General features: G+C 59.6%; 21 protein-coding genes. 8 read left to right on the forward strand and 13 right to left on the reverse strand.

The genetic code is table 11. From position 1 onward, the window contains the following. Window positions 1-200 precede the first annotated feature (200 nt). From QFW87_RS24045 to purL, 3 genes are all read right to left on the reverse strand, one after another. A complete protein-coding gene (locus QFW87_RS24045) occupies window positions 201-1,619 on the reverse strand; it encodes an amino acid permease (RefSeq protein ID WP_283189054.1) in 1,419 nt (472 codons plus the stop codon). Window positions 1,620-2,137: 518 nt separating this feature from the next. Continuing rightward, the gene (locus tag QFW87_RS24050; RefSeq protein ID WP_283181564.1) at window positions 2,138-2,449 is read right to left on the reverse strand and encodes a YqfO family protein; all 312 of its coding nucleotides are present in this window, start codon (window positions 2,447-2,449) and stop codon (window positions 2,138-2,140) included. A 5-nt stretch (window positions 2,450-2,454) separates the two neighbouring features. After that, entirely contained in the window at window positions 2,455-6,351 is a 3,897-nt protein-coding gene (purL, locus tag QFW87_RS24055; RefSeq protein ID WP_283181565.1) for a phosphoribosylformylglycinamidine synthase, read from the reverse strand. Between the two features lie 274 nt (window positions 6,352-6,625). On the opposite strand from purL, the gene mltF reads away from it, so the two are divergent. After that, window positions 6,626-8,086 carry a membrane-bound lytic murein transglycosylase MltF gene (gene mltF / locus QFW87_RS24060; protein ID WP_283181566.1) on the forward strand — a complete coding sequence of 487 codons (1,461 nt, stop codon included), beginning with the start codon at window positions 6,626-6,628 and terminating at the stop codon, window positions 8,084-8,086. Between the two features lie 125 nt (window positions 8,087-8,211). On the opposite strand, the gene pdxJ is transcribed toward mltF, so the two are convergent. The 8 genes from pdxJ to lptF form a co-directional block, all read right to left on the reverse strand. Then, the gene (gene pdxJ, locus QFW87_RS24065) at window positions 8,212-8,955 is read right to left on the reverse strand and encodes a pyridoxine 5'-phosphate synthase (RefSeq protein WP_150654752.1); all 744 of its coding nucleotides are present in this window, start codon (window positions 8,953-8,955) and stop codon (window positions 8,212-8,214) included. 209 nt (window positions 8,956-9,164) lie between these two features. After that, on the reverse strand, window positions 9,165-9,854 hold the full coding sequence (gene recO, locus QFW87_RS24070) for a DNA repair protein RecO (RefSeq protein ID WP_283189055.1): 690 nt from the start codon (window positions 9,852-9,854) through the stop codon (window positions 9,165-9,167). 173 nt (window positions 9,855-10,027) lie between these two features. Beyond that, window positions 10,028-10,930, reverse strand: coding sequence for a GTPase Era (era, locus tag QFW87_RS24075; protein ID WP_008151577.1), 903 nt, complete (start codon window positions 10,928-10,930; stop codon window positions 10,028-10,030). Continuing rightward, complete coding sequence (gene rnc / locus QFW87_RS24080) at window positions 10,923-11,612, reverse strand: ribonuclease III (protein ID WP_283189056.1); 690 nt, start codon at window positions 11,610-11,612, stop codon at window positions 10,923-10,925. Before rnc ends, era begins: the two co-directional genes overlap by 8 nt. Before the next feature lie 184 nt (window positions 11,613-11,796). Next, window positions 11,797-12,651 carry a signal peptidase I gene (lepB, locus tag QFW87_RS24085; protein WP_283189057.1) on the reverse strand — a complete coding sequence of 285 codons (855 nt, stop codon included), beginning with the start codon at window positions 12,649-12,651 and terminating at the stop codon, window positions 11,797-11,799. A 5-nt stretch (window positions 12,652-12,656) separates the two neighbouring features. Next, window positions 12,657-14,456, reverse strand: a complete 1,800-nt coding sequence (gene lepA, locus QFW87_RS24090) for a translation elongation factor 4 (RefSeq protein ID WP_008151572.1) — start codon at window positions 14,454-14,456, stop codon at window positions 12,657-12,659. A gap of 171 nt (window positions 14,457-14,627) precedes the next feature. After that, the gene (gene lptG, locus QFW87_RS24095; protein WP_283181570.1) at window positions 14,628-15,689 is read right to left on the reverse strand and encodes an LPS export ABC transporter permease LptG; all 1,062 of its coding nucleotides are present in this window, start codon (window positions 15,687-15,689) and stop codon (window positions 14,628-14,630) included. Then, window positions 15,682-16,800: an LPS export ABC transporter permease LptF gene (gene lptF / locus QFW87_RS24100; protein WP_283189058.1), complete on the reverse strand. Its 1,119-nt coding sequence runs from the start codon at window positions 16,798-16,800 to the stop codon at window positions 15,682-15,684. The genes lptG and lptF overlap by 8 nt, the downstream gene beginning before the upstream one ends. A gap of 306 nt (window positions 16,801-17,106) precedes the next feature. On the opposite strand from lptF, the gene QFW87_RS24105 reads away from it, so the two are divergent. The 5 genes from QFW87_RS24105 to rlmF all read left to right on the forward strand — a co-directional run bounded on the left by QFW87_RS24105 (window position 17,107) and on the right by rlmF (window position 23,850). Further along, the gene (locus QFW87_RS24105; RefSeq protein WP_283189059.1) at window positions 17,107-18,597 is read left to right on the forward strand and encodes a leucyl aminopeptidase; all 1,491 of its coding nucleotides are present in this window, start codon (window positions 17,107-17,109) and stop codon (window positions 18,595-18,597) included. A gap of 60 nt (window positions 18,598-18,657) precedes the next feature. Then, window positions 18,658-19,086, forward strand: coding sequence for a DNA polymerase III subunit chi (locus tag QFW87_RS24110; RefSeq protein WP_283181573.1), 429 nt, complete (start codon window positions 18,658-18,660; stop codon window positions 19,084-19,086). A gap of 8 nt (window positions 19,087-19,094) precedes the next feature. Further along, on the forward strand, window positions 19,095-19,493 hold the full coding sequence (locus QFW87_RS24115; RefSeq protein ID WP_283181574.1) for a DNA polymerase III subunit chi: 399 nt from the start codon (window positions 19,095-19,097) through the stop codon (window positions 19,491-19,493). A 219-nt stretch (window positions 19,494-19,712) separates the two neighbouring features. After that, window positions 19,713-22,559, forward strand: a complete 2,847-nt coding sequence (locus QFW87_RS24120) for a valine--tRNA ligase (protein ID WP_283189060.1) — start codon at window positions 19,713-19,715, stop codon at window positions 22,557-22,559. Between the two features lie 268 nt (window positions 22,560-22,827). Then, window positions 22,828-23,850 carry a 23S rRNA (adenine(1618)-N(6))-methyltransferase RlmF gene (rlmF, locus tag QFW87_RS24125; protein WP_056743581.1) on the forward strand — a complete coding sequence of 341 codons (1,023 nt, stop codon included), beginning with the start codon at window positions 22,828-22,830 and terminating at the stop codon, window positions 23,848-23,850. Window positions 23,851-23,960: 110 nt separating this feature from the next. Here rlmF and QFW87_RS24130 read toward each other — a convergent pair whose 3' ends face one another. Continuing rightward, on the reverse strand, window positions 23,961-24,242 hold the full coding sequence (locus QFW87_RS24130; protein ID WP_007905514.1) for an HU family DNA-binding protein: 282 nt from the start codon (window positions 24,240-24,242) through the stop codon (window positions 23,961-23,963). A 394-nt stretch (window positions 24,243-24,636) separates the two neighbouring features. On the opposite strand from QFW87_RS24130, the gene yejK reads away from it, so the two are divergent. Then, a complete protein-coding gene (gene yejK / locus QFW87_RS24135) occupies window positions 24,637-25,641 on the forward strand; it encodes a nucleoid-associated protein YejK (RefSeq protein WP_149419038.1) in 1,005 nt (334 codons plus the stop codon). After that, window positions 25,641-25,991 carry a glutaredoxin family protein gene (locus QFW87_RS24140; RefSeq protein ID WP_283189061.1) on the forward strand — a complete coding sequence of 117 codons (351 nt, stop codon included), beginning with the start codon at window positions 25,641-25,643 and terminating at the stop codon, window positions 25,989-25,991. The genes yejK and QFW87_RS24140 overlap by 1 nt, the downstream gene beginning before the upstream one ends. Before the next feature lie 26 nt (window positions 25,992-26,017). Here the strand turns inward: QFW87_RS24140 and QFW87_RS24145 are convergent, their stop codons facing one another. Then, window positions 26,018-26,953: a glutathione S-transferase family protein gene (locus tag QFW87_RS24145; protein ID WP_283189062.1), complete on the reverse strand. Its 936-nt coding sequence runs from the start codon at window positions 26,951-26,953 to the stop codon at window positions 26,018-26,020. Window positions 26,954-27,000: the final 47 nt, after the last annotated feature.

A 27,000-nucleotide genomic window follows, 5' to 3' on the forward strand; every position in this document is an offset into this window, starting at 1 on the left:
CGGTAGCCGCCCCCGGCCATGGATGGCCGATGGCGGACCCCCGGAGCAATGCCGGAGTGAGGGCATGCCGAGCCTAGGCGAGGCACCGAATGGCGGGGCAAAAGCCCTTGGTTACTTGGAGCTTTTCCAAGTGACCCGCCGTAAGGGCGGAACCCTAAGCCGCCATAACCGCAGGAACGGATATATACAGGCGTTACACCTTACGAAGCCGAACGCACCGCACCCTGCGACACATTGGTCGGTTGCAGCTTGAACACGTAGAACAACACCGTCAGCAGGACCAGGAACGCCGGGCCCACATAGAGCGCCACGCGAGTATCCGGGAAGTACGCCATGAGGCCGACCACCAGCACCAGAAACGCCAGCGCCAGATACGAACTGACCGGGTACAACCACATCTTGTATTTCAGGCCGGCACGTTCGCTGGCGCTCAGGCCTTGGCGGAACTTGAGCTGGGCCAGCAGGATCATGGCCCAGGTCCAGATCGCGCCGAAGGTGGCAATCGCCGTCACCCAGACGAAGACTTTTTCAGGCACCAGGTAGTTGAGCAGCACGCCCAGCAACAAGGCACCGATCGACAGCAGCAAGGCGCGACGCGGCACGCCGTTGTTCGAGGTCTTGGCGAAGCCGGCCGGGGCCTGACCATTCTGCGCCAGGCTGTAGAGCATGCGCCCGGTGCTGAAGATGCCGCCGTTGCAGGACGAGAGTGCCGCAGTGATCACCACGAAGTTGATGATGCCGGCGGCAGTCTTGATGCCCAGACGCTCGAAGGTCATCACGAACGGACTGCCTTGGGTGCCGATTTCGTTCCACGGGTAGATCGACAGAATCACGAACAGCGCGCCGACGTAGAACAGCAGAATCCGCCAGAACACCGAGCCGATCGCATTGGGAATGGTCTTCTGCGGGTTCTTCGCTTCACCGGCGGTCAGGCCGATCATCTCGACGCCGAGGTAGGCGAACATCACCATTTGCAGGGACATCAACACGCCTTGCACGCCGTTGGGCATGAAGCCGCCGTGCGCCCAGAGATTGGAAATCCCCAGCGCCACGCCGTCGTTGCCGAAGCCGAACGCGATCACGCCGATACCGCCGATCACCATCGCAATGATGGTGACGATCTTGATCAGGGCGAACCAGAACTCGAATTCACCGAAGGCTTTCACCGCGATCAGGTTGATCGAGCCCATGCTGATCAATGCGGCGAGTGCCCAGATCCAGCGCGGCACATCGGGGAACCAGACGCCCATGTACACCGCCACCGCGGTGATTTCCGCAACGCAGGTCACCAGCCACAGGAACCAGTAGTTCCAGCCGGTCAGGAAGCCCGCCAATGGGCCGAGGTAGTCTTGAGCATAACGGCTGAAGGAGCCGGCGACCGGGTTGTGCACCGCCATCTCGCCGAGGGCGCGCATGATCACCAGGATCGCCAGACCACCGATGATGTAGGACAGCATGATTGCCGGACCGGCCATCTCGATGGCCTTGGCCGAACCGAGGAACAGACCGACGCCGATACAGGCACCGAGCGCCATCAAGCGAATATGCCGTTCGCCGAGTTCGCGTTTGAGCGGGCCGCCTTGAGCGGTCTCGCCATTGGGCAGGTGATTGCCTGGCATAGGGGTACAACCTCGTCTTGTTATTGGATATGACCACCGAGTGTCGAAGCGCTGACCGGTAAGCCAATGCTTTTCTGAAACCGGGCCTGCTTCGTGGGCAAACCCGTCTTGCAGGACAAAACCTGCAAGATCAGCGGGGCGTGCAGTATAAAAAGCTTCCTACAGGGTTTTTCACTCTATAAACCACAACATTCAGCGAGAACTCTCGGGAAAAGCCGGGTTTACGGAGGGGCATTACCTGCCTTACGTAGGATTATTCAACAATGAAACGGCGCGGAGTATTGCACGGTAATGGTGCATCGTCATATCCCTATCCAGCCAGCATTCGCACGGCGATGGCTCTAGTTCAAACCTTTAAGGCGACTCAACCTCTGTGGCGAGGGGACGCTGGATATAGCGTCCGGGTGCGAGCAAGCCCGCTCCCACAGTTTTGATCTCCACACCGCCATCAAATGCCGGCCAATAAAAAACCCGCTGAACGCTAATTCAGCGGGTTTCTCATTTCAGCGGCAGGCAGATCAAAAATCCTCCAACCGCCATACCTCATAAGCCGGCGTCTCGTAGGGATGACTTTGCTTCAGAGCCAACACCACAGAACGAATCAACTCATCCGCAACGACAAGCTCAACCTTCCATTCCTCAACCTGCTCGACCTGCCCCGCTTCCCCAATAAACGGCTGACTGCCATCCAATGGACGAAACTGGCCGAGGCCGAGCACTTGCCAGGCGCAATGGTCATAAGCGCCGATCCGTCCGCCACCGGCAGCGAATACGGCACTCTTGACCTGTTGCACATGGCTGGCCGGAACAAAAAAGGAAAGCTTGTACATAGCGCTTAGTTAACCCAGACGCGCGCATTACGGAACATACGCATCCAGGGTGCGTCTTCGTTCCAGTCTTCCGAACGCCACGAGTTCTGCACCGCGCGGAACACACGCTCCGGGTGCGGCATCATGATGGTCACGCGACCGTCGCGGCTGGTCAAACCGGTGATCCCGCGCGGCGAGCCGTTCGGGTTGGCCGGGTAGTTTTCGGTGACCTTGCCGTGGTTGTCGACGAAACGCATCGCCACGCAACCCGACAGATCAGCTTCCAGCAACGCTTCTTCGCTGGCGAACTCGGCATGACCTTCACCGTGAGCAATAGCGATCGGCATACGCGAACCGGCCATGCCTTGCAGGAAGATCGAGTTCGATTCCTGAACCTGAACCATCGCCACACGGGCTTCGAACTGCTCGGAACGGTTACGCACAAAGTGCGGCCAGAACTCGCTGCCCGGGATCAGCTCGTGCAGGTTGGACATCATCTGGCAACCGTTGCACACGCCGAGGGTGAAGCTGTCGTTACGTTCGAAGAAGCCCTGGAACGCATCGCGTGCACGGCTGTTGAACAGCGCGGACTTGGCCCAGCCTTCGCCGGCACCCAGTACGTCGCCGTAGGAGAAACCACCGCAAGCGACCAGACCTTTGAACTCGTTCAGGTCGACACGGCCGGCCAGAATGTCGCTCATGTGCACGTCGATCGCGTTGAAACCGGCGCGGTCGAACGCGGCCGCCATTTCCACCTGACCGTTGACGCCCTGCTCACGCAGCACGGCAACCTGTGGGCGGATGCCTTTCTTGATGTAAGGCGCGGCGACGTCCTGGTTGACGTCGTAGCTCAGCTTGACGCTCAAGCCCGGATTGTCTTCTTCCAGCAGCACGTCGAACTCTTGCTCGGCGCAGTCGGCGTTATCACGCAGACGCTGGATCTGGTAGCTGGTTTCAGCCCACTGACGTTGCAGCAGACGGCGCTGCCCTTCGAATACGGTTTCGCCGTTGAAGGTGATGTTGATCTGGCCGTTGTTCATCGGCTGACCGACCACCGAAACGCAGTCACCCAAACCAGCAGCGCTGAACTGCGCGAGGATGTCTGGAGTAGCGTCCTGGCGAACCTGGATCACGGCGCCCAGTTCTTCGTTGAACAGGATTGCGGCGATGTCGGCGGAAGTTTCTGCCAGACCGTCGAGGTTCAGGCTCAGACCGCAATGGCCGGCGAAGGCCATTTCCACGGTGCTGGTCAACAGACCACCGTCGGAACGGTCGTGGTAAGCCAGCAGGTGACCGTCGGCGTTGAGGCCTTGGATCACGGCGAAGAAGGCTTTGAGGTCTTCGGCGTCGTCGACATCCGGTGCTTGCGAGCCGAGCTTGCCGTGAACCTGGGCCAGGATCGAGGCGCCCATGCGGTTTTGGCCGCGGCCCAGATCGATCAGGATCAGGTCAGTGGTGCCCTTGTCCATGCGCAGTTCCGGCGTCAGGGTCTGACGGATGTCAGCCACAGGCGCAAAACCGGTCACGATCAGGGACATCGGCGAGGTGACGGTCTTGTCGACGCCTTCGTCGTTCCAGCGCGTGGCCATGGACATGGAGTCCTTGCCCACCGGAATGGTAATGCCCAGCTCAGGGCACAGTTCCATGCCGACTGCTTTCACCGTGTCGTACAGCCGCGCGTCTTCGCCTGGGTGACCGGCAGCGGACATCCAGTTGGCCGACAGTTTGATGTCAGAGATCTTGTTGATGCGCGAAGCCGCGATGTTGGTCAGGGTTTCGCCAATGGCCATACGGCCCGACGCCGGAGCATCCAGCAGAGCCAGCGGAGTACGCTCGCCCATGGCCATGGCTTCACCGGTGTACACGTCGAAGCTGGTGGCGGTGACGGCAACGTCGGCTACCGGAACCTGCCACGGGCCGACCATTTGATCACGGGCCACGAGGCCGGTGATGGTGCGGTCGCCGATGGTGATCAGGAAGCTTTTGCTCGCCACGGCCGGGTGATGCAGAACGCGTTCGACGCAGTCTGCGATCTCGAGGGTCGACGGATCGAAATCGTCGCCCAGTTCGTTTTCACGAACGGCCGAACGGTGCATGCGCGGGGCTTTGCCCAGCAGCACTTCCAGTGGCATGTCCACCGGGCTGTTGCCGAAGTGACTGTCGGTGACCGTCAGTTGCGGCTCGGCAGTGGCTTCGCCGACGACGGCAAACGGGCAACGCTCGCGTTCGCAAATCGCCTGGAAGCGTTCGAAGTCAGCCGGCCCGACCGCCAGAACGTAGCGTTCCTGGGATTCGTTACTCCAGATTTCGTGCGGGGCCATGCCCGGCTCGTCGTTTGGAATGTTGCGCAGTTCGAAGCGACCGCCACGGTTGCCATCGTTGACCAGTTCCGGGAAGGCGTTGGACAGACCGCCCGCGCCGACGTCGTGGATGAAGCTGATCGGGTTGTGCTCACCCAACTGCCAGCAACGGTCGATGACTTCCTGGCAGCGACGTTCCATTTCCGGGTTTTCGCGCTGTACGGAAGCGAAGTCCAGGTCTGCCGAGCTGGTACCGGTGGCCATGGAAGAAGCCGCGCCGCCGCCCAGACCGATCAACATGGCTGGACCGCCGAGGACGATCAGCTTGGAGCCAACGATGATCTCGCCTTTCTGCACGTGTTCGGCACGGATGTTACCCATACCGCCGGCCAGCATGATCGGCTTGTGGTAGCCGCGAACTTCGTCGCCACGCGGGGTGGTGATCGACTGCTCGAAGGTACGGAAGTAACCAGTCAGGGCCGGACGACCGAATTCGTTGTTGAACGCGGCGCCACCCAGTGGACCTTCGATCATGATGTCCAGCGCAGTGACGATGCGCTCAGGCTTGCCGTACGGCACTTCCCACGGCTGTTCGAAGCCCGGGATTTGCAGGTTGGACACGGTGAAACCGGTCAGGCCAGCCTTTGGCTTGGCACCGCGACCGGTGGCACCTTCGTCGCGAATCTCGCCACCGGAACCGGTGGACGCGCCCGGGAACGGGGCAATCGCGGTCGGGTGGTTGTGAGTTTCGACTTTCATCAAGATGTGCACCGGTTCCTGCACCGCGCCGTACTGACGGGTTTCAGGGTCCGGGAAGAAACGACCGGCGACGTTGCCGACGATCACCGAAGCGTTGTCCTTATAAGCCGACAGAACGCCTTCGCTGTGCATCACGTAGGTGTTCTTGATCATGCCGAACAGGCTTTTTTCCTGGCTCTGACCGTCGATGTCCCAACTGGCGTTGAAGATCTTGTGACGGCAGTGCTCGGAGTTCGCCTGGGCGAACATCATCAGTTCGATGTCGTGCGGGTTGCGCTTCAAGCCGACAAAGGCATTGACCAGGTAGTCGATCTCGTCTTCGGCCAGGGCCAGGCCCAGCTCGGTGTTGGCTTTTTCCAGCGCGGAGCGGCCGCCACCCAGCACGTCGATCGCGGTCAGCGGTTTCGGCTCGGCATGACTGAACAGGCCGGCGGCTTGTTCAAGGTTACCGAGGACGATCTGGGTCATGCGGTCATGCAGCACGCCTGCGATCAGCTGCGCTTCGGCGTCGCTGAACTGGCCGGCGACGTAGAACGCGATGCCACGCTCCAGGCGCTGGATTTTCGTCAGGCCGCAGTTGCGAGCGATGTCGCTGGCTTTACTGGACCACGGCGAGATGGTGCCGAACCGCGGCAACACCAGGAACAGACGACCGGTCGGCTCTTGTACCGGAACACTTGGGCCGTACTTCAGAAGGCGCGCGAGCACCTGCTGTTCGTCGCCGGTCAGGACGCCGGTTACTTCGGCGAAGTGAGCGAATTCAGCATACAAGCCGCTGACAGCCGGGACCTTCTGGCTCAGTTGCTCAAGGAGTTTGCTGTGGCGAAAGGCAGAAAGGGCAGGAGCGCCGCGCAGGATCAACATCTTCGGGACAGCCTCGGGAAGGGGTGTGCTTTGAGGCCGTGCATTCTAGCCTAAACAGGCCGCGACATCACCCGAAACGGTACGGGCGGCTGCACCCGGGCGTCGGGCCGGGTGTTTGGGCCTGAAACCAGGGGGTGCCTGGGGTTATTTTTGCCGTCACACATTAGCGTCCGAGCCCATTCCTGCGGGCTTCACGCGGGTTTATCGCTCTCTAGCAGACAAGCCCTTCGCTGTCGAGATATGGCGCTCGTGGTCCTTTGCGTATACTGCGCAAATGTTTTCCCCAACGGCTTTGCGTCCGCGGTACGCCAAATGGCTGATCGCAACCGGACTCTTCCTGGTGCTCAGTGGCTGTGTTGATAAACCCAACACGCTGGAGCGCGTAAAGGAGGATGGCGTGCTGCGGGTGGTTACCCGTAACAGCCCCGCCACCTACTTTCAGGATCGCAACGGTGAAACCGGCTTCGAATACGAGCTGGTGAAGCGCTTCGCCGACGATCTGGGGGTAGAACTCAAAATCGAAACCGCCGACAACCTCGACGACCTGTTCAATCAGGTGGGCAAACCCAACGGCCCGGTGATCGCTGCTGCCGGCCTGGTCAGCAGCGACAAACGCAAACAACAGGTGCGGTTTTCCCACTCTTACCTCGAAGTCACCCCGCAGATCATCTATCGCAACGGCCAATCGCGGCCGACCGACGCGAAGGATCTGGTGGGCAAGAAGATCATGGTGCTCAAGGGCAGCACCCACGCCGAGCAATTGGCGGAGCTGAAAAAGAAATATCCCGGCATTGAATACGAAGAGTCCGACGCCGTTGAAGTCGTCGACTTGCTGCGGATGGTCGATGAAGATCAGATTGATCTGACCCTGGTCGATTCAAACGAAGTCGCGATGAACCAGGTCTACTTCCCCAAGGTGCGGGTAGCCTTCGACCTCGGTGACGCCAGCAACCAGAGCTGGGCGGTGGCCGCCGGCGACGACAACAGCTTGCTCAACGAGATCAACGCCTACCTCGACAAGGTGAAGAAAAACGGCACCCTGCAACGTCTGAAAGACCGCTATTACGGGCACGTCGATGTGCTCGGCTACGTGGGCGCCTATACCTTCGCCCAACACTTGCAGCAACGGCTGCCCAAATACGAACAGCACTTCAAAGCGTACGCCAAGAAAGAGAAAGTCGATTGGCGCCTGCTGGCCGCGGTCGGCTATCAGGAATCCCTGTGGCAAGCGGCCGTCACGTCGAAGACCGGCGTGCGCGGCCTGATGATGCTGACCCAGAACACTGCGCAGGCCATGGGTGTGTCCAACCGACTGGACCCCAAACAAAGCATCATGGGCGGCGCCAAGTACCTGGCTTATGTGAAGGAACAGCTGGATAAGTCGATCCAGGAACCGGATCGCACATGGTTTGCACTGGCGGCCTACAACGTTGGCAGCGGTCACCTGGATGACGCGCGCAAACTGGCGGCCAAGGAAGGACTGAACCCGGACAAGTGGCTGGACGTGAAAAAGATCCTGCCGCGCCTGTCCGAGAAGAAGTGGTTCAGCAAAACCCGTTACGGTTATGCCCGTGGCGGCGAACCCGTTCACTTCGTGGCGAACATCCGCCGCTACTACGACATCCTGACGTGGGTGACCCAGCCGCAGCTTGAAGGCAATCAGGTCGCCGAGGGCAACCTGCATGTGCCGGGGGTCGACAAGACCAAGCCGAATCAGGAAACCCCACAGCTTTAACAGCCACCACCAATCAAATGTGGGAGCGAGCCTGCTCGCGATGGCGTCTTAACATTCAACAAAGATGTTGCCTGTAAAACCGCTATCGCGAGCAGGCTCGCTCCCACATTGGCTTTGTGTTCGGCTTAGGCTTTTGCGGCGGCCAGAATCAGCGCCTTCATCTCCGAAACAGCCGACTTGAACCCAACGAACAACGCATGAGCCACCAGCGCGTGGCCGATGTTCAGTTCGTTGATGCCTTTGATCGCCGCTACAGCTTCAACGTTGTGGTAATGCAGACCGTGGCCGGCATTGACGATCAGGCCTTGAGCCAGACCAAACGCCACGCCATCCGCCACACGCTTGAGCTCTTCAGCCACATCGGTCGGCGTCTCGGCATCGGCGTAACGACCGGTATGCAGCTCAATAGCCGGCGCGCCAACACGACGAGACGCTTCGATCTGCCGCTCGTCAGCATCAATGAACAGCGACACTTCACAGCCGATTTTCGCCAGGCGATCCACCGCCGCTTTAATCCGTGCTTCCTGCCCCGCCACGTCCAGACCACCTTCGGTCGTCAGCTCCTGACGGGTTTCCGGCACCAGGCAAATGTGCGCCGGACGAATGCGTTCGGCGAACGCCATCATCTCTTCAGTGACGCCCATTTCGAAGTTCATGCGGGTTTGCAGCACATCCTTGAGCAGCAACACGTCGCGTTCCTGAATGTGCCGACGGTCTTCGCGCAGGTGCACAGTGATGCCGTCAGCGCCCGCCTCTTCCGCGTCCAGTGCTGCCTTGACCGGATCCGGATAGCGCGTGCCCCGGGCCTGACGCAGGGTGGCAACGTGGTCGATGTTCACGCCAAGAAGAATGCGATTGCTGGTGGTCACGGAAGCGCTCCTGAAAATGGAAAAGTTCGGCGCACAGCATACACGGGGAGATAGGGTCTGTTGATGTTTGGCAGCGGCCGCGACGGATGACCACTTGGTGCAGGGCAAGGCGCGAGGAACGTAGTTTGGTTGTTCCAAATAAGTTCCGAGCAACGCAGCCCTGCGCCAAGTGGGCGCCCGGCGCGGCCGCTACCAAGCATCAACAGACCCTATGGCTTGCGAAACAACTCGCGACTCACCAAGGGACGACCGCCCAGATGAACGGCCAGTGCCTGACGCATCAATCGCTTGGCTGCTGATAGCGCGCCAGGGGCAGACCAATCTGCATCGGCCATCGCCAGCAGCTCGGTGCCGTTGAACAGACCGGGTTGCAGCAGGTAGACCCGTTCGAGCCCCGCATCCACTTGCAGACGGTAGAGACCGTCCGGCGCGATGGGATCGCCATGGATGTCGGCAGTCAGGGCGAAGCCATAACCCAAGTCATCCAGCAGTCGCCATTCGAAGGATCGCAACAAAGGCTCCAGCGGACGACCTTCGGCAAGCGCAAGCAGGGTCGCGGCGTAGTGATCAAACACAGCGGGATGGGGATCTTCGGACGGCAACAGCCGAATCAACAGCTCATTGAGGTAGAGACCGCTGAACAGCGCCTCACCATTGAGCCAGGTGGAGACGCCAGCGCTTTCCATGCGACCGACGTTCTTCAATTCACCACGCCCACGGAACTCGACCTCCAGCGGCACGAATGGCCGCGCCAGCGTTCCGGCCTTGCCCCGCGCACTGCGCAACACCGCCCGCAGCCGACCTTGCGGCGTGAGGAAATCCACCAGCGCGCTGTTTTCGCGGTAGGCGCGGCTGTGGAGCACGAAGGCGGGTTGGCCAATGGGTGGGGTTTGGGACATGGAAGTCAGCGTTCTCAATGAGTCAGCACAGATTTATAAACTACCCAAAACCAATGTGGGAGCGAGCTTGCTCGCGATGAGGACCTGACATTCAACATTGATGTTGACTGGCAGACCGCTATCGCGAGCAAGCTCGCTCCCACAGGGGTTCTTCGGTGTATCAGGAACCGGCGTTACAGGTCGCCGTAACCCAGCGAACGCAAGGCGCGTTCGTCGTCGGACCAGCCGCCTTTCACCTTGACCCAGAGGTTGAGCATGATCTTGGAATCGAACAGCAACTCCATGTCCTTGCGCGCCTCGGTGCCGATGCGTTTGATCCGCTCGCCCTTGTCGCCAATGATGATTTTCTTCTGGCCATCGCGCTCGACGAGGATCAAGGCATGGATGTGCAGGGTTTTGCCCTGCTGCTTGAACTCTTCGATTTCGACGGTGATCTGGTACGGCAGCTCGGCGCCCATCTGGCGCATGATTTTCTCGCGTACCAGTTCAGCGGCGAGGAAGCGGCTGCTGCGGTCGGTGATCTGGTCTTCCGGGAAGAAGTGATCGTTTTCCGGCAGGTAACCGGCAATCACGCGCTCCAGCGTTTCGAGGTTATGCCCGTGCTGGGCCGAGATCGGCATGATCTGCGCGTTCGGCAACTGTTCCTGCAACCAGGTCAGGTGCGGCATCAGTTCGGCTTTGTCTTCGATGCGATCAGTCTTGTTCAGCGCCACGATCAGCGGGCCGGTCACGTATTGAACGCGCTCGAGCACCATCTGGTCTTCGTCGGTCCACTTGGTGCGGTCAACCACGAAGATCACCACGTCGACGTCTTTCAACGCCGCCGAAGCGGTCTTGTTCATGTAGCGGTTCAGGGCTTTCTCGCCCCCTTTGTGCATGCCGGGGGTGTCGACGTAGATCGCCTGCACGGCGCCTTCGGTCTTGATGCCCAGCATGTTGTGGCGGGTGGTTTGCGGTTTGCGCGAGGTGATCGCCAGTTTCTGACCCAGGATGTGGTTCAGCAGCGTGGACTTGCCCACGTTGGGACGGCCGACGATGGCAACATAGCCACAGCGAGTTGCAGTTGAATCAGTCATTGCCATTCTCCACACCCAGGGCAATCAGTGCTGCGGCGGCCGCTACCTGTTCGGCAATACGACGACTCACACCCTGACCTCGGCTTTTTTCATTCAGTAAGGTGATTTCACATTCGACGAAGAACGTCCGGCAATGCGGCTCACCCTGGATATGCACCACTTCGTAACGTGGCAGCTCACAACCCCGCGACTGCAGGAATTCCTGCAGACGGGTTTTTGGATCTTTGTTGGTGTCGACCAGTGTCAGGCCTTCGAACTCCCCGGCCAGCCAGGCCAGCACACGCTCGCGCGCCATGTCCATGCCGGCGTCCAGGTAGATCGCACCGATCAGCGCTTCAAGGGCATCGGCCAGAATCGACTCGCGACGGAAACCGCCGCTTTTCAACTCACCGGAACCCAGGCGCAGGTATTCGCCCAGATCGAAACCGCGAGCCAGTACGGCCAGGGTCTCGCCTTTCACCAGGCGTGCGCGCAAGCGCGACAACTGACCTTCGCGAGCCAGCGGGAAGCGATCGAACAGCGCCTCGCCAGCAACGAAGTTAAGGATGGCATCACCGAGGAATTCCAGGCGTTCGTTGTTACGCCCGGCAAAGCTGCGGTGAGTCAGGGCCAGGACCATCAGTTCCTGATCCTTGAAGGTGTAACCGAGCTGACGCTCGAGACGGCTTAAGGAGACGCTCACGGTTTACCCACGCTGAGTTCGTGGTTGGATTCCACCGCCATCGCCGTGATGCGGCGCAGGCTTGGGACAATTAACGCTGTGTTCAAAAATAACGTCCTGAATATCGTTGTTTTCATGCTTCTGATGCCGATTGTGCCGGCTCCAGAAATGCATTCGGCGCTGTGTTCAACAGCGCCGTGTGTGATTACTTGATCAGGCCAACCCGCGAGAAATTCGGCAGGTGACTGAGTTTGGGTTCCGGCCAGCTCATCCAGACTGCGAAAGCCTTGCCGACGATATTCTTGTCGGGAACCATGCCCAGCAGATCCTTGGGAATGCTCGGATCATCCCAGTAGCGACTGTCGTTCGAGTTGTCGCGGTTGTCGCCCATCATGAAATAGTACCCGACAGGCACGGTCCACGAACGGTCCGGCGTTGCGCGGTAACGGCTCATTTCCTTGCGGATCAGGTGCTCGGCGACGCCGAGTTTTTCCTTGTAGAGCTCAGCGCTGCCCAACGTGCCCGGCTCGGAGCCGACCAGTTGTTCGGCAATCGACTCACCGTTGACGAACAGACGCTTGTCAGCGGTGTAACGAATCTGGTCACCCGGCAGGCCCACCACACGTTTAATGTAGTTGACGTTCGGATCGCTCGGGAAGCGGAACACCATCACATCGCCGCGCTGTGGATCACCGACTTCGATGACCTTCTTGTCGATCACCGGCAAGCGGATCCCGTAAGAAAACTTGTTCACCAGAATGAAGTCGCCAACGTCCAGCGTCGGTTTCATCGAGCCGGAAGGAATCTGGAACGGTTCCACCAGGAACGAACGCAGTACCAACACGATGAACAACACCGGGAAGAACGACTTGCCGTATTCGACCAGCAGCGGCTCTTTGTTCAGTTTCTCGACCACCACCCCATCAGGCTGGCTGACGCTGCCCTGATAGGAGGCAATGGCGGCACGCCGACGCGGCGCCAGGAAAACCAGATCGAGCAACGCCAACAGGCCGCAGACGAACACGGCGATGACCAGCAACAGCGGGAAATTTAGTGACATAGGACCTAACTATCCAACCTGAGCACTGCAAGGAAGGCTTCTTGTGGAATTTCCACGTTGCCGACTTGCTTCATGCGTTTCTTACCGGCCTTTTGCTTCTCAAGCAGTTTCTTCTTACGGCTAACGTCACCGCCGTAGCATTTGGCCAATACGTTCTTTCTGAGCGCCTTGACAGAGGTCCGCGCAATAATCTGCCCGCCAATGGCGGCCTGGATCGCGACGTCGAACATCTGACGTGGAATCAGTTCTTTCATCTTCTCGGTCAACTGGCGACCTTTGTAGTGCGCGTTATCCTTGTGCACGATCAACGCCAGGGCGTCGACCTTGTCACCGTTGATCAGCACATCCAGTTTCACCAGATTAGCCGATTGATAACGATCGAAATGGTAATCCAGCGAAGCATAGCCACGGCTGGTGGATTTCAGACGGTCGAAGAAGTCCAGGACCACTTCGTTCATCGGCAAATCGTAGGTCACTTGAACCTGGGTACCGAGGAACAGCATGTCGTGCTGTACGCCACGCTTCTCGATGCACAGGGTAATGACGTTGCCCAGGTGCTCTTGCGGCACAAGAATATTGGCCCGCACGATCGGTTCGCGCATGTCTTCGATCGAGGACAGGTCTGGCAGCTTCGACGGGTTGTCGACGTAAATCGTTTCGCCGGTTTTCAGCAGCAGCTCGAAAATTACCGTCGGTGCCGTGGTGATCAGATCCAGGTCGTACTCGCGCTCCAGGCGCTCCTGGATGATTTCCATGTGCAGCATGCCGAGGAACCCGCAACGGAAGCCGAAGCCCAGGGCGTCGGAGCTTTCCGGGGTGTATTGCAGGGACGAGTCGTTGAGTGTGAGCTTTTGCAGGGCTTCACGGAAATCTTCGAAGTCGTCGGAACTGACCGGGAACAGGCCGGCGTATACCTGCGGCTGAATGCGTTTGAAGCCTGGCAGCACGTCGACGTCCGGCGTGGAGCTCAAGGTCAGGGTGTCACCGACCGGTGCACCGTGAATGTCCTTGATGCCGGCGATGATGAAGCCCACTTCGCCGGCTTTCAGGTCAACGGTGGCGGTGTGTTTCGGGTTGAAGACACCGACGCTGTCCACGAGGTGGATCTTGCCGGTGGACTTGACCAGGATTTTGTCGCCCTTCTTCACACGACCGTGGCGCACGCGAACCAGGGAAACAACGCCCAGGTAGTTGTCGAACCAGGAGTCGATGATCAACGCTTGCAGCGGATCTTCATAGTTGCCGGTCGGCGCAGGAATGGTCTTGACCAGACGCTCCAGCACTTCGTCGACGCCCAGACCGGTCTTGGCACTGCACTCGACCGCATCGGTGGCATCGATGCCGATGATTTTTTCGATTTCTTCTTTCACGCGGTCTGGATCGGCCTGAGGCAGGTCGATCTTGTTCAGGACCGGCATCACTTCCAGGCCCTGCTCAATCGCGGTGTAGCAGTTGGCTACCGACTGCGCTTCAACGCCCTGACCGGCATCGACCACCAGCAACGCGCCTTCACAGGCCGCCAGCGACCGGCTGACTTCATAGGTGAAGTCGACGTGGCCCGGGGTATCAATGAAGTTCAGCTGGTACTTGATGCCATCGCGAGCGGTGTAATACAGGGTGACGCTGTGGGCCTTGATGGTGATCCCGCGTTCACGTTCCAGGTCCATGGAGTCCAGAACCTGGGCTTCCATTTCGCGCTCGGCAAGGCCGCCACACATCTGGATGAAGCGATCGGCCAGCGTCGACTTGCCATGGTCAATGTGGGCGATGATGGAGAAATTGCGGATATGACTCAAATCACTCACGGATCAACACTCAAAAAGGCTGCAGGCATAGCCCGCCGAAAAATAGCCGGGAATTGTACCTGATCCACGGCGCAAGCGTCACGTTCGCAGGTCAGACGGCGCCTACAAAAACGCCCCGGTCTTGCGACAGGGGCGTTTTGAGTGACCTGCAAAGTCAGAAGAAACCCTTGATCAACCGGCCCGGCGCAACAACCAGACCCCGGCCAAGGCACAAACACCCGCCGGAACAAGCACCGCAAACAGTGGCGAGAAACCGAAGACCAGGCTCGACGGGCCGAGCAAATCCTGAACGATACGGAAGGTGAAACCCACCAGCACGCCAGTGAACACTCGCTGACCGAGGGTCACCGAGCGCAATGGACCGAAGATGAAGGAAATCGCCATCAGTACCAGAGCGGCGGTGACCAGCGGCTGCAACACCTTGACCCAAAATGCCAGCCAGTAACGACCATTGTTCAGGCCCTGATCAGCCAGGTAGTGGATGTAACCCCACAGACCGCTGATCGACAGCGTGTCAGGCGACATGACCACCGTACTCAACAGCTGCGGACTCAAGGCGACATTCCAGCGCTCGTCCGGGGTGGTGACCACTTCGGTGCTCTTTTCATGGAACAGCGTGGTGGTGACGTCGCTCAATTGCCAGTGATCCTGATCGAACTTCGCCCGCTTGGCGAAGCTGGAAGACAGCATATGACGCTCATTGTCGAAACGATAACGGGTGACGCCGTACAGCAAACCGTTGGGTTGCACCGAGTTGACGTGAATAAACTCATCGCCCTGGCGGTGCCACAAACCATGCTTGGCGCTCTGCGCATCACCGCCACCCTGAGCCAGGGAGCGATTGGCCTGAGCGGTGACTTCGGTGGCCGGCGCAACGTATTCGCCGATCAGCACACCCACCACCATCAGGATCAGCATTGGCTTCATGACCGCCCAGACGATTCGTCCGATCGACACGCCCGCAGCGCGCATGATGGTCAGCTCGCTGTGACTGGCCAGACTGCCGAGGCCTATCAGGCAACCGATCAACGCCGCCATCGGCAACATATCGTAAAGACGACGCGGCGCGGTCAGCAGGACATAACTCAACACGTCGACCAGGGTGTAGGTATCGCTGGCATCCCCCATCTCATCGATGAACGCAAACAGTGTGGCCAGACCGAGAATGATCCCCAGTACCGCCAGAATTGCCACGAACACGCTGCTACCAATGTAGCGATCGAGCTTATCCACGAGCCACCTCCAGCGCGCTGCGGCGACTCGCCAGCTTCAACTGCAAGGGTTCCCAATAGAGCAAGCCCAGGCCGATGGCCAGGAAGATTGCGTGCACCCACCACAACCCCAGAGCTGGCGGGATTTTGCCCTTTTCAAGGGCGCCGCGGGCGGCAATCAGGATGGACAGGTAAGCCATATAAAGAAGAATCGCCGGCAACAGCTTGAGGAAACGGCCCTGACGCGGATTGACCCGCGACAGCGGCACCGCCATCAGGGTCACGATGAAGACCAGCAATGGCAGGGACAGACGCCATTGCAGTTCGGTGCGGGAGCGAATGTCATCGCTGCCGATCAGGGAACGGGTGGTCATCGCGTCGCGGTCGGTCACTTCGTCGCTGACGTCCGGTTTGGGCAGCAATACGCCGTACTCCTCGTACTTGATCGCCCGGTAGTCGGCCTGCCCCGGATTGCCGTCATAGCGATAGCCGTTGTCGAGAATCAGGTAACGGTTACCGTCGGGGCGGATTTCCTGACGGCCCTTCTCGGCCACCAGCACGGAGATCCCGCGATCCTTCTTATCGGACGAGACATTCTTCTGCGAAATGAATACGCCGCCGAGATTGATGCGGTCATCCGACAGCGTTTCGGTGTAGGTCACCCGTGTTCCGTCGCGCAGCGCCTGGAAGCGACCCGGCTCGAGGGTGTCGAACTCGGTCAGGGCATCCTGCTTGTTCAACAGCAACTGGAACTGATTGGCACCTTGTGGCGCCAGGCTCAGGCTCAGCCATGCCACCACCAGTGCGACCAGGGTGGCTGGAAAAAGGGTCATGGCAAACAGACGCTGCTGGCTCATGCCGGTGGCCGACAGCACGGTCATTTCGCTTTCAAGGTACAGGCGACCGTAGGCCAGCAGGATTCCGAGAAACAGGCCCAAAGGCAAAATCAACTGCAGGAAACCCGGCAGACGAAAGCCCATGATCAGGAATAACGAGCCCGGATCCAGGAGGCCAGAGGCCGCCTGGGCGAGGTATTTGATGAAGCGACCGCTCATGATGATGACCAGCAGCACAGCGCTGACGGCGCTCAAGGTCAACAGGACTTCGCGGGATAGATAACGGAAGACGATCAAACCAGACACTCCAGGGTTGTCAGGCTAAGGCGGCCAAACAAGCAAACGTATCGGGCAGCCCGCAAGACAGAGCCGCCGAAAAAAGTTGGCGCATTATCCTGTGATTGGGTGCGCCTGTCACTGCGCATGCTCAAGCAGGCGGGTAAAGCGCTGAAGATCGTACGACCGAGGGTTGTCAGGCTCGGGGCACGAGGTTCAAACTGCGGCCTTTGTCGCGGGCCGTGACCTGCGCCTTTCTATTTATAAGCAAGCTCGAATGATGCCGTCGAGCTCTTGCGTGTTGACCATTAATTCAGGGACCCGGACATGGAACTGGTTGTAAAAAGCGTTAGCCCAGAAACGTTGAAAACCGCCACTCTGGTGGTCGCCGTCAGCGAAGGCCGCAAGCTCGGCGCCGTCGCCAAACAACTCGACGAACTGAGCGGTGGCGCCATCAGCGCTGTGCTCAAGCGCGGCGACCTGGCTGGCAAAGTCGGTCAGAGTCTGTTGCTGCACAGCTTGCCGAACCTCAAGGCTGAGCGTGTGCTGCTGGTCGGCGTTGGCAAGGACGAAGAGTTGGGCGACCGCCCGTTCCGTAAGATCATTGCCGGCATCCTCAATACCCTCAAAGGCCTGGGCGGCAGCGATGCGGTGCTGGCCCTGGACGAAGTCGCGGTCAAAGGCCGCGACAGCTACGGCAAGACCCGCCTGCTGGCCGAAACCCTGGTGGACGGCGAATACACGTTCGACCAGTTCAAGAGCCAGAAAGCCGAACCTCGCGCCCTGAAGAAAATCACTTTGGTGACCATCAAGGCTGCACAGGCTGAAGTCGAGCGCGCCGTGGCCCACGCCACCGCCATCGCCAACGGCATGGCGTTCACCCGCGACCTGGGCAACCTGCCGCCGAACATCTGCCACCCGACGTTCCTCGGTGAGCAGGCGAAGAACCTGGGCAAAGAATTCAAAAGCCTGAAAGTCGAAGTCCTTGATGAGAAGAAGATCAAGGACCTGGGCATGGGCTCGTTCTACGCCGTGGGCCAGGGCAGCGCCCAGCCACCGCGCCTGATCGTCATGCAATACAACGGCGGCAAGAAATCCGAGAAGCCGTATGCACTGGTCGGCAAAGGCATCACCTTTGACACGGGTGGTATCAGCCTGAAACCGGGCGCCGGCATGGATGAAATGAAGTACGACATGGGCGGCGCTGCCAGCGTGTTCGGCACCCTGCGTGCCGTGCTCGAGCTGAAACTGCCGATCAACCTGGTGTGCATCCTGGCCTGCGCCGAGAACATGCCGAGCGGCAACGCTTCGCGTCCTGGCGACATTGTCACCACCATGAGCGGCCAGACCGTGGAAATCCTCAACACCGACGCCGAAGGCCGTCTGGTGCTGTGCGACGCCCTGACCTACTCCGAGCGCTTCAAGCCGCAAGCAGTGATCGACATCGCGACCCTGACCGGCGCTTGCGTCGTTGCGCTGGGTTCCCACACGTCGGGCCTGCTGGGCAACAACGACGAACTGATCGGCCAACTGCTGAGCGCCGGCCAATCGGCTGACGATCGCGCCTGGCAACTGCCGCTGTTCGATGAATATCAAGAGCAGCTGGACAGCCCGTTCGCCGACATCGCCAACATTGGCGGCCCGAAAGCCGGCACCATCACCGCTGCCTGCTTCCTGTCGCGCTTCACCAAGAACCTCAACTGGGCGCACCTGGACATCGCCGGCACGGCCTGGACCAGCGGCGGCAAGGACAAGGGCGCCACTGGCCGTCCGGTTCCATTGCTGACCCAATACCTGCTGGATCGCGCCAAAGCCTGAAACCGATGACCTCGGGCGGCGTCACTTCCGGGTGACGCCGCTCTTGGCTCAGGAACCGCAATGACCAAAGTCGACTTCTATATCCTGCCCAGCGCCGATCCTTCGGCACGGCTGGATTTCGCCTGCAAGCTCACCGAAAAAGCCTGGCGCATGGGCCACCGCATCTATCTGCATTGCAGCGATGCTGCACAGCGCGACGATCTCGATGCGCGTCTGTGGGCCTTCAAGGGCGAAAGCTTCGTGCCTCATGGCCCCGCTGAAAATGAGCCGGACGGTTTGATTGTGTTGGGCTTTGGCGATGACTGCGGTCCGCATCAGGACCTGTTGGTCAATCTCGCCCTGAAAGTCCCGGCATTCGCCAACAAGTTCGCCCGTGTGGCGGAAGTGGTGGTGGAAGATCCGACGATTCGACAGGCCGCGCGGGAGAGTTTCCGTTTCTACCGCGAACAGGGCTATCCTCTGCAAGATCACCGTTTACAGCGACTCTGAGCATTCCGATGGACACTCCAAAACCGCAGCAAAAGTCCGCGCACCTGCTGGATGACCTTGAGTCGATCCGCCAACTGCTCGGCGATGACAACCTGCAACCACCCTTGCTTACCGATACGGTCGAGGAAGGTGATCAGGAACAGATTCCGATGCTGTTCGATACAGTCGGCGCCAGCTCGCCAACCCTCGAACCGGCGCCACCCGCCCCTGCTACCCCTGCCGCCCAACCGGCGCCCGCCGCCAGCAGGGGTCCCGACGACCTGCTGCACCTGGATAGCGAACTGCGCGCCGCCGCGCAATTGATCATGCAAGACGTGATCGACGACTTCGCCCCGCACATCGAAACCGAAATCAAACGCCGCCTCAGCGCGCGGATGGAACGGCTCCTCAGCCAGTACAACGACTGAACCGAACACAAATCCCTGTGGGAGCGGGCTTGCTCGCGAATGCGGTCTGACATTCAACAATTATGCTGACTGACACAACGCCTTCGCGAGCAAGCCCCCCACACTGGATCTGCGGCGCCTTTGATAACGCGCCCTGTCTGCACTCACTCGCCCAACGCCCCATGCCCCGCTATACTTGCCGGCTTTTCCTGAATAAATGCCAATAGGGTCCCGCCGCGCATGGATAAGACCTACCAGCCGCACGCCATTGAAACTTCCTGGTACAACACCTGGGAGTCAGAGAATTACTTCGCCCCGCAAGGCGCGGGCGAGTCCTACACCATCATGATCCCGCCGCCGAACGTCACCGGCAGCCTGCACATGGGTCACGGCTTCAACAACGCGATCATGGACGCCCTGATCCGTTTCCGTCGCATGCAGGGTCGTAACACCCTGTGGCAGCCGGGTACCGACCACGCCGGTATCGCCACGCAAATGCTGGTGGAGCGCCAACTCGAAGCCCAGGGCCAGAATCGTCACGATCTGGGCCGTGAGAAATTCCTCGAAAAAGTCTGGGAATGGAAGGATCAGTCCGGCGGCAACATCAGCCGTCAGATCCGCCGTCTCGGCTCGTCCGTGGACTGGGGCCGCGAGCGCTTCACCATGGACGACGGCCTCTCGGAAGCCGTTAAAGAAGCCTTTGTTCGCCTGCACGAAGACGGCCTGATCTACCGCGGCAAGCGTCTGGTCAACTGGGACACCAAGTTGCACACGGCAATTTCCGACCTCGAAGTGGAAAACCACGACGAGAAAGGTTTCCTGTGGAACCTGAAATACCCGCTGGCCGACGGCGCCAAGACTGCTGAAGGCCAGGATTACCTGATCGTCGCGACCACTCGCCCGGAAACCATGCTCGGCGACGCCGCCGTAGCGGTTAACCCGAACGATGAACGCTACCAGGCCCTGATCGGAAAATTCGTCGAGCTGCCGCTGGTCGGCCGCCGCATTCCGATCATCGCCGATGATTACTGCGACCCTGAATTCGGCACCGGTTGCGTGAAAATCACCCCGGCCCACGATTTCAACGACTACGAAGTCGGCAAGCGCCACAACCTGCCGCTGCTGAACATCTTCGACAAAAACGCTGCTGTATTGCCGGCCTGTCAGGTGTTCAACCTCGACGGCACGCTAAACGAAAGCATCGACGGCAAGATTCCGGCTGACTACGCCGGCCTTGACCGCTTCGAAGCGCGCAAGCAGATCGTTGCTGCGTTCGATGCTGCCGGCCTGTTGGTCAGCGTCAACGACCACGCGCTGAAAGTGCCGAAAGGCGACCGCTCCGGCACTATCATCGAGCCGTGGCTGACCGACCAGTGGTACGTGTCGACCAAGCCTTTGGCTGAGCCTGCCATCGCCGCCGTTGAAGACGGCCGCATCGCGTTCGTGCCGAAACAGTACGAAAACATGTACTTCTCGTGGATGCGCGACATCCAGGACTGGTGCATCAGCCGTCAGTTGTGGTGGGGCCACCGGATTCCGGCCTGGTACGACGAGTCGGGCAAAGTCTATGTCGGTCGCGACGAAGCCGAAGTACGTGCCAAGCACAACCTCGGCCCGGACGTTGCGCTGCAACAGGACAACGACGTTCTCGACACCTGGTTCAGCTCGGGTCTGTGGACGTTCTCGACGCTCGGCTGGCCTGAGCAGACCGAATTCCTGAAGAAATTCCACTCCACCGACGTGCTGGTGACCGGTTTCGACATCATTTTCTTCTGGGTTGCCCGGATGATCATGCTCACCATGCACTTGGTGAAAAACGAAGACGGCACGCCGCAGGTTCCGTTCAAGACCGTTTATGTTCATGGCCTGGTGCGTGATGGTCAGGGCCAGAAGATGTCCAAGTCCAAGGGCAACGTTCTGGACCCGCTGGACATCATCGACGGTATCGAGCTCGAAGACCTGGTTCAGAAACGTACCTCGGGCATGATGCAGCCGAAACTGGCGAAGAAGATCGAGAAGCAGACCCGCGACGAGTTCGCCGACGGCATTGCCAGCTACGGCACCGACGCCCTGCGTTTCACCTTCTGCTCGCTGGCGTCCACCGGTCGCGACATCAAGTTCGACATGGGCCGCGTCGAAGGCTATCGCAACTTCTGCAACAAGATCTGGAACGCCGCGCGCTACGTGCTGGACAAGGGCGAGGACTGCGGTCAGAACGGCGAAGCTTACGAGCTGTCGCTGGCGGATCGCTGGATCATTTCGCAGCTGCAACGCACCGAAGCCGAAGTGACCCGCCAACTCGATCAGTTCCGTTTCGACCTGGCCGCACAAGCCTTGTACGAGTTCATCTGGAACCAGTATTGCGACTGGTACCTGGAACTCTCCAAGCCTGTGCTGTGGGACGAAAACGCGCCGGTCGAACGTCAGCGCGGCACCCGCCGCACGCTGGTTCGGGTGTTGGAAGTCGCGCTGCGTCTGGCACATCCGTTCATGCCGTTCATCACCGAAGAAATCTGGCAGCGCATCGCGCCGCTGGCCGGTATCGAAGGCAAGACGATCATGCTGCAACCGTGGCCAGTGGCCAATGAAGAGCGCATCGATCCGGCGGCCGAGAACGATATCGAGTGGCTCAAGGAACTGATGCTCGGTACGCGCAACATCCGTGGCGAAATGAACATCGGACCGGGCAAGCCGCTGAACCTGTTCCTGAAAAACATCAGCGCTGAAGATCAGCGTCGTCTGACCGAGAACGAAGCCCTGCTGAAAAAGCTGGCTCGCCTCGAATCGATCACCGTGTTGGCCGCCGGCGAAGAAGCGCCGCTGTCCGCCACGGCTCTGGTCGGTGAGATGGAAGTGCTGGTGCCGATGGCTGGCCTGATCGACAAAGACGCCGAACTGGCACGTCTGGACAAAGAAATCCTGCGTCTGCAGGGCGAAGTTCAGCGCGTGGGCGGCAAGCTGTCTAACGCCGGTTTCGTCGACAAGGCCCCGGCCGAAGTCATCGAGAAGGAGCGCGCCAAACTGGCTGAAGCTGAACAAGCTTTGGGCAAGCTGGCCGAGCAGCATGCGCGGATTGCCAGCCTGTAACGGCAAATCGCAATGAAAACGGGAGGCCCGCAACGGCCTCCCTTTTTTATGCCTGCCGCTTTCCTTAATCCACCAAAAATCCCCTGTGGGAGCGAGCCTGCTCGCGATGACGGTGCATCAGTCAACATCTGCGTTAACTGACACGCAGCCATCGCGAGCAGGCTCGCTCCCACAAGGGGGACTGCAGTGTTTGTCACAATTGGGTTCGCAGCGGCTGGATGTGGGACAATACCCGCCACTTTTAGCCATACCCGAATCGACCACGCCCATGAACGCCCCCCGCACACCAAGACCTGCGCGCAAGAAGCCTGACTCCGCCACCCCGGCCAAAGCCGTGGAACCGCGTGAAAAGGCCAGCCTGCACCCGCGCAACCGCCATCAGGGTCGTTACGACTTCCCGGCGCTGATCAAAACCACGCCGGAACTGGCGAAGTTCGTGATCATCAATCCATACGGCAAGGAAAGCATCGACTTCGCCAGCCCGGACGCGGTGCGGGTGTTCAACCGGGCGTTGCTCAAGTCGTTCTACGGCGTCGCCCATTGGGACATCCCGGCCGATTACCTCTGCCCTCCGGTTCCGGGCCGTGCCGATTACGTGCACTTCCTGGCCGACCTGCTGGCGAGCGTCAACGACGGTGAGATCCCGCGCGGCGCGCCGGTCAAGGTGCTCGATATCGGCATGGGCGCCAACTGCGTCTATCCGTTGATCGGCTACAGCGACTACCGCTGGCACTTCCTCGGCTCGGAAATCGACCCGACGGCCGTGGCCGCTGCCAAAGCCATCGTGCAGTCCAACGGGTTGAACAAAGCCATCCAGCTGCGCCAGCAAAGCAACCCCAAGCACATTCTGTTGGGCCTGCTCGAACCCGGCGAACGCTTTGACCTGACCATGTGCAACCCGCCGTTCCACGCCTCGATGGACGAAGCGACCAAAGGCAGCGAGCGTAAATGGCGCGCCCTGGGTCGCGCCGACCCAAAACGCAAACTGCCGGTGCTGAACTTTGGCGGTCAATCGGCAGAATTGTGGTGTGAAGGTGGCGAAGCACGGTTTGTGACGCAACTGATCGCCGAGAGCGCGCATTTCCAACACAAAGTGCTTTGGTTCAGCACCTTGGTGTCGAAAGCCTCAAACCTGCCGGCGATCCAGACGGCGCTGAAAAAGGCCGGCGTACTGGAAAGCCAGGTTGTGGAAATGTCTCAGGGGCAGAAGCAAAGCCGCTTCGTCGCCTGGACCTTCCAGACCAAATCCGAGCAGCAGGTCTGGCGCGAACGTTGGGCTCGCAAAAGCTGAGTAGCGGCTTAAACAGCAATTGGCCCTTGGTCAGTCGCTGAATCGCTGAATCGCAGACACAAAAAAGCCGTGCCCGGATCACTCCGGAGCACGGCTTTTTTTACTGCGTCTTACTTGTTAACAGCGTCGGTCAGGCCTTTGGCCACAACCAGCTTGATAACTTTCTTGGCAGCGATTTCGATGGCAGCGCCAGTCGAAGGGTTGCGGCCGGTACGGGCAGGACGCTCAGTCACTTTCAGTTTGCCGATACCTGGCAGAGTGATTTCGCCGCCGTTTTCCAGCTGATCGGCAACGATTTGGCCCAGTTGGTCCAGAGCGTTACGCGCGGTGGTTTTTGGCGCGTCGATAGCTTCAGCGATGTCGGCGATCAGTTGGTCTTTAGTAAGAGCCATGTAGTGTTCCTTCCCTATCAAATTCATATGGATTGCAGAGTGCAGTGTCAGCCATCGAGCCCGATCTTCTGGATCTGGCACCCTCGGCCAATAACCACTGGATCGGGGTTATAGATACCGAAATCAGGGTTTGGTTCGACCTGACAAATGCTGAATGCACGCTTAACGCTGTGACTTCGCGTAAGACCGGGCAAAACTAGCACAGGGACGGGGAAATATCCGCCTCTAGCTACCCATTTGGTCAGCTTTATTACTCTAAAACTGTAAAAAACAGCATAAGCGCTATCGGACACCTGCGAATTGCCCTTCGTGCCGCGCCAAAACCAGTGGTTGCGGTACACTTGGCACTTTTTGGGGGAGCACGCCCTCCTCTCTTCAATCAGCCGAGAAGCCCATGCCGATCCGCCATTGCATCGTCCACCTGATCGACAAAAAACCCGACGGCACGCCCGCAGTTCTCCACGCTCGCGATTCCGAACTGGCCGAGTCGAGCGCCATCGAGTACATGCTTGCCGACCTCAATGAGAGCTACAACGCCAAACAAGGCAAGGCCTGGGGTTTCTTCCATGCTGAGTCCGGGGCGCATCCGTTCAGCGGCTGGCTGAAGGAATACCTCGAGGGCGGCAAGGATTTCACTGCGTTCAGTCGGGTGGCGGTGGAACATCTGCAAAAGCTGATGGAAGAGTCGAACCTCTCTGTGGGCGGCCACGTGCTGTTTGCGCATTATCAGCAAGGCATGACCGACTACCTGGCGATCGCCCTGCTGCACCACAGTGAAGGCGTTGCAGTGACCGATCAGCTGGACGTGACCCCGTCCCGGCATCTGGATTTGGGCCAACTGCATCTGGCGGCGCGAATCAACGTCTCGGAATGGCAGAACAACAAGCAGTCCAAGCAGTACATTTCGTTCATCAAAGGCAAGAACGGCAAAAAGGTTTCGGAGTATTTCCGCGACTTCATCGGCTGCCAGGAAGGCGTCGACGGCCCAGGCGAAACCCGCACCCTGCTCAAGGCTTTCAGCGACTTCGTCGAAAGCGAAGACCTGCCGGAAGAATCCGCCCGCGAGAAAACCAAGACCCTGGTGGATTACGCCAGCAGCCAGGCAAAATTGGGCGAGCCCATGGGCCTGGAAGAACTCTCGGAACTGATCGACGAAGAGCGCCCGAAAGCCTTCTACGACCACATTCGCAACAAAGACTACGGCCTGTCCCCGGAAATCCCGGCAGATAAACGTACCCTCAATCAGTTCCGCCGCTTCACCGGTCGCGCCGAAGGCCTGTCGATCAGCTTCGAAGCGCACCTGTTGGGCTCGAAGATCGAATACGACGAAGAAGCCGGCACGCTGATCATCAAAGGCCTGCCGACCCAACTCACCGACCAGCTCAAGCGACGTAACTGATGCTCGGTGGCGTGCTGAAGAAATTCCTGCTGATCCTGCTGGTGGTTGTGGTCTATCAGAACTGGGGCAAGATCGAGCGGGTGTTCCATCCGACGCAGGTGGTGTCCGAGCAGACTCAGGCCAAGGCCAACGTCGTGCTCTACGCCACCGAATGGTGCGGATACTGCAAATTGACCCGGCGCTTTCTCGACCAGAAAGGCATTCCGTACAAGGAATTCGATATCGAGAAAGATGCCGAGGCGCGCAAGGCTTATGAGGCGCTGGGTGGCGGCGGGATTCCGATCATCGATGTGAACGGGACGTTGATTCGCGGGTATGACCCGGATGCGATTCTCGCGGCCCTAAAATAATTCGATCGGGGTAATTAATACTTGTGTCAGCGTGCCTCGATGCGGAACCCGAACCGCGGAAAATGCACATGCACCAACCCGCCACGCTCGTCTTCACGGCGCAAAATCAATTCCTCACGCCCCGCAAACAGCAGCTCACCGGCCACCGAATCAACGCCGTAGTCAGTGGCCGCAATCACCACCAATTGGCCCACCTCAAACCCGTTCGGCTCATCGAACTGCTCATCCGGCAATGCGGCCGGTGTGGCATTACGCGCGACCTCCAGCGCCTCCTCGGACGTCATCTCGCTGAACGCGCCATGACCGAAGCCCATCACGCGCCCGAACCATGCGCTGACCGCGGGATAGGCATCAACCAACGGTGAAGTTACCGGTGTGGCTTTGAGGAACCACAGCGGATGGGCCAGGGCAAAGTCGGCAATCGACGGCTCGCCGAACAGGAAGTCGCCCTGTTCGCGCTGAAGCTGCTGCTCCAGACGTCCCATGATCGTCGGCCATTGATGCTTGGCCTGCTCTGCGGACAAACGTGTAGCGCTGCCTCCACTGAACAGCCCGGCGCGATCGGCCATGAATGCCTTGATCGCTTCTGGCGGTAATGCGCCAAAGCGCACGGCCACCGATTCCGGCTGAAACACCAGGCTCACCGCATGCTGAAACACCACAGAATCCGCCCACGCGGCGAAGGTCGCGGCGATCATTTCCTGACCTTCCGGGAAGAACGCCGGCAAGGCTTTTTCCTGTTCCAGACGGCGGGCGATCAGCGACGTGTCGCAATAGATATCTGCGCCAATCTGCAACACCGGTGTCTTGCGGTAGCCGCCGGTCAACGCCGTCAGATCAGGTTTTGGCATCACGGGCGAAACCTTCACCGAGCGCCAGGACAACCCCTTGAAACCCAGCAACAGGCGGGCCTTTTCGGCGAAAGGGGACGTCGGGTAGTGATGAAGAATCAACTCGGACATGCTCGGCTCCGCCGCTGGGAAAGGAATCCGCAGCTTAGCGCGCAATC

This window comes from Pseudomonas sp. PMCC200344, from assembly GCF_030053095.1.
Classification (GTDB): Bacteria; Pseudomonadota; Gammaproteobacteria; order Pseudomonadales; family Pseudomonadaceae; genus Aquipseudomonas; species Aquipseudomonas svalbardensis.

Bases quoted from the DNA above. Each gene is read 5' to 3' on its own strand.
- QFW87_RS24140 (WP_283189061.1), top strand. From the start codon at position 25,641: ATGCTCGGTGGCGTGCTGAAGAAATTCCTGCTGATCCTGCTGGTGGTT.
- QFW87_RS24115 (WP_283181574.1), top strand. From the start codon at position 19,095: ATGGACACTCCAAAACCGCAGCAAAAGTCCGCGCACCTGCTGGATGAC.
- QFW87_RS24105 (WP_283189059.1), top strand. From the start codon at position 17,107: ATGGAACTGGTTGTAAAAAGCGTTAGCCCAGAAACGTTGAAAACCGCC.
- QFW87_RS24120 (WP_283189060.1), top strand. From the start codon at position 19,713: ATGGATAAGACCTACCAGCCGCACGCCATTGAAACTTCCTGGTACAAC.
- recO (WP_283189055.1), bottom strand. From the start codon at position 9,854: ATGTCCCAAACCCCACCCATTGGCCAACCCGCCTTCGTGCTCCACAGC.
- mltF (WP_283181566.1), top strand. From the start codon at position 6,626: ATGTTTTCCCCAACGGCTTTGCGTCCGCGGTACGCCAAATGGCTGATC.
- QFW87_RS24110 (WP_283181573.1), top strand. From the start codon at position 18,658: ATGACCAAAGTCGACTTCTATATCCTGCCCAGCGCCGATCCTTCGGCA.
- rlmF (WP_056743581.1), top strand. From the start codon at position 22,828: ATGAACGCCCCCCGCACACCAAGACCTGCGCGCAAGAAGCCTGACTCC.
- era (WP_008151577.1), bottom strand. From the start codon at position 10,930: ATGACTGATTCAACTGCAACTCGCTGTGGCTATGTTGCCATCGTCGGC.
- QFW87_RS24050 (WP_283181564.1), bottom strand. From the start codon at position 2,449: ATGTACAAGCTTTCCTTTTTTGTTCCGGCCAGCCATGTGCAACAGGTC.
- yejK (WP_149419038.1), top strand. From the start codon at position 24,637: ATGCCGATCCGCCATTGCATCGTCCACCTGATCGACAAAAAACCCGAC.
- QFW87_RS24045 (WP_283189054.1), bottom strand. From the start codon at position 1,619: ATGCCAGGCAATCACCTGCCCAATGGCGAGACCGCTCAAGGCGGCCCG.
- QFW87_RS24145 (WP_283189062.1), bottom strand. From the start codon at position 26,953: ATGTCCGAGTTGATTCTTCATCACTACCCGACGTCCCCTTTCGCCGAA.
- lepB (WP_283189057.1), bottom strand. From the start codon at position 12,651: ATGTCACTAAATTTCCCGCTGTTGCTGGTCATCGCCGTGTTCGTCTGC.
- QFW87_RS24130 (WP_007905514.1), bottom strand. From the start codon at position 24,242: ATGGCTCTTACTAAAGACCAACTGATCGCCGACATCGCTGAAGCTATC.
- purL (WP_283181565.1), bottom strand. From the start codon at position 6,351: ATGTTGATCCTGCGCGGCGCTCCTGCCCTTTCTGCCTTTCGCCACAGC.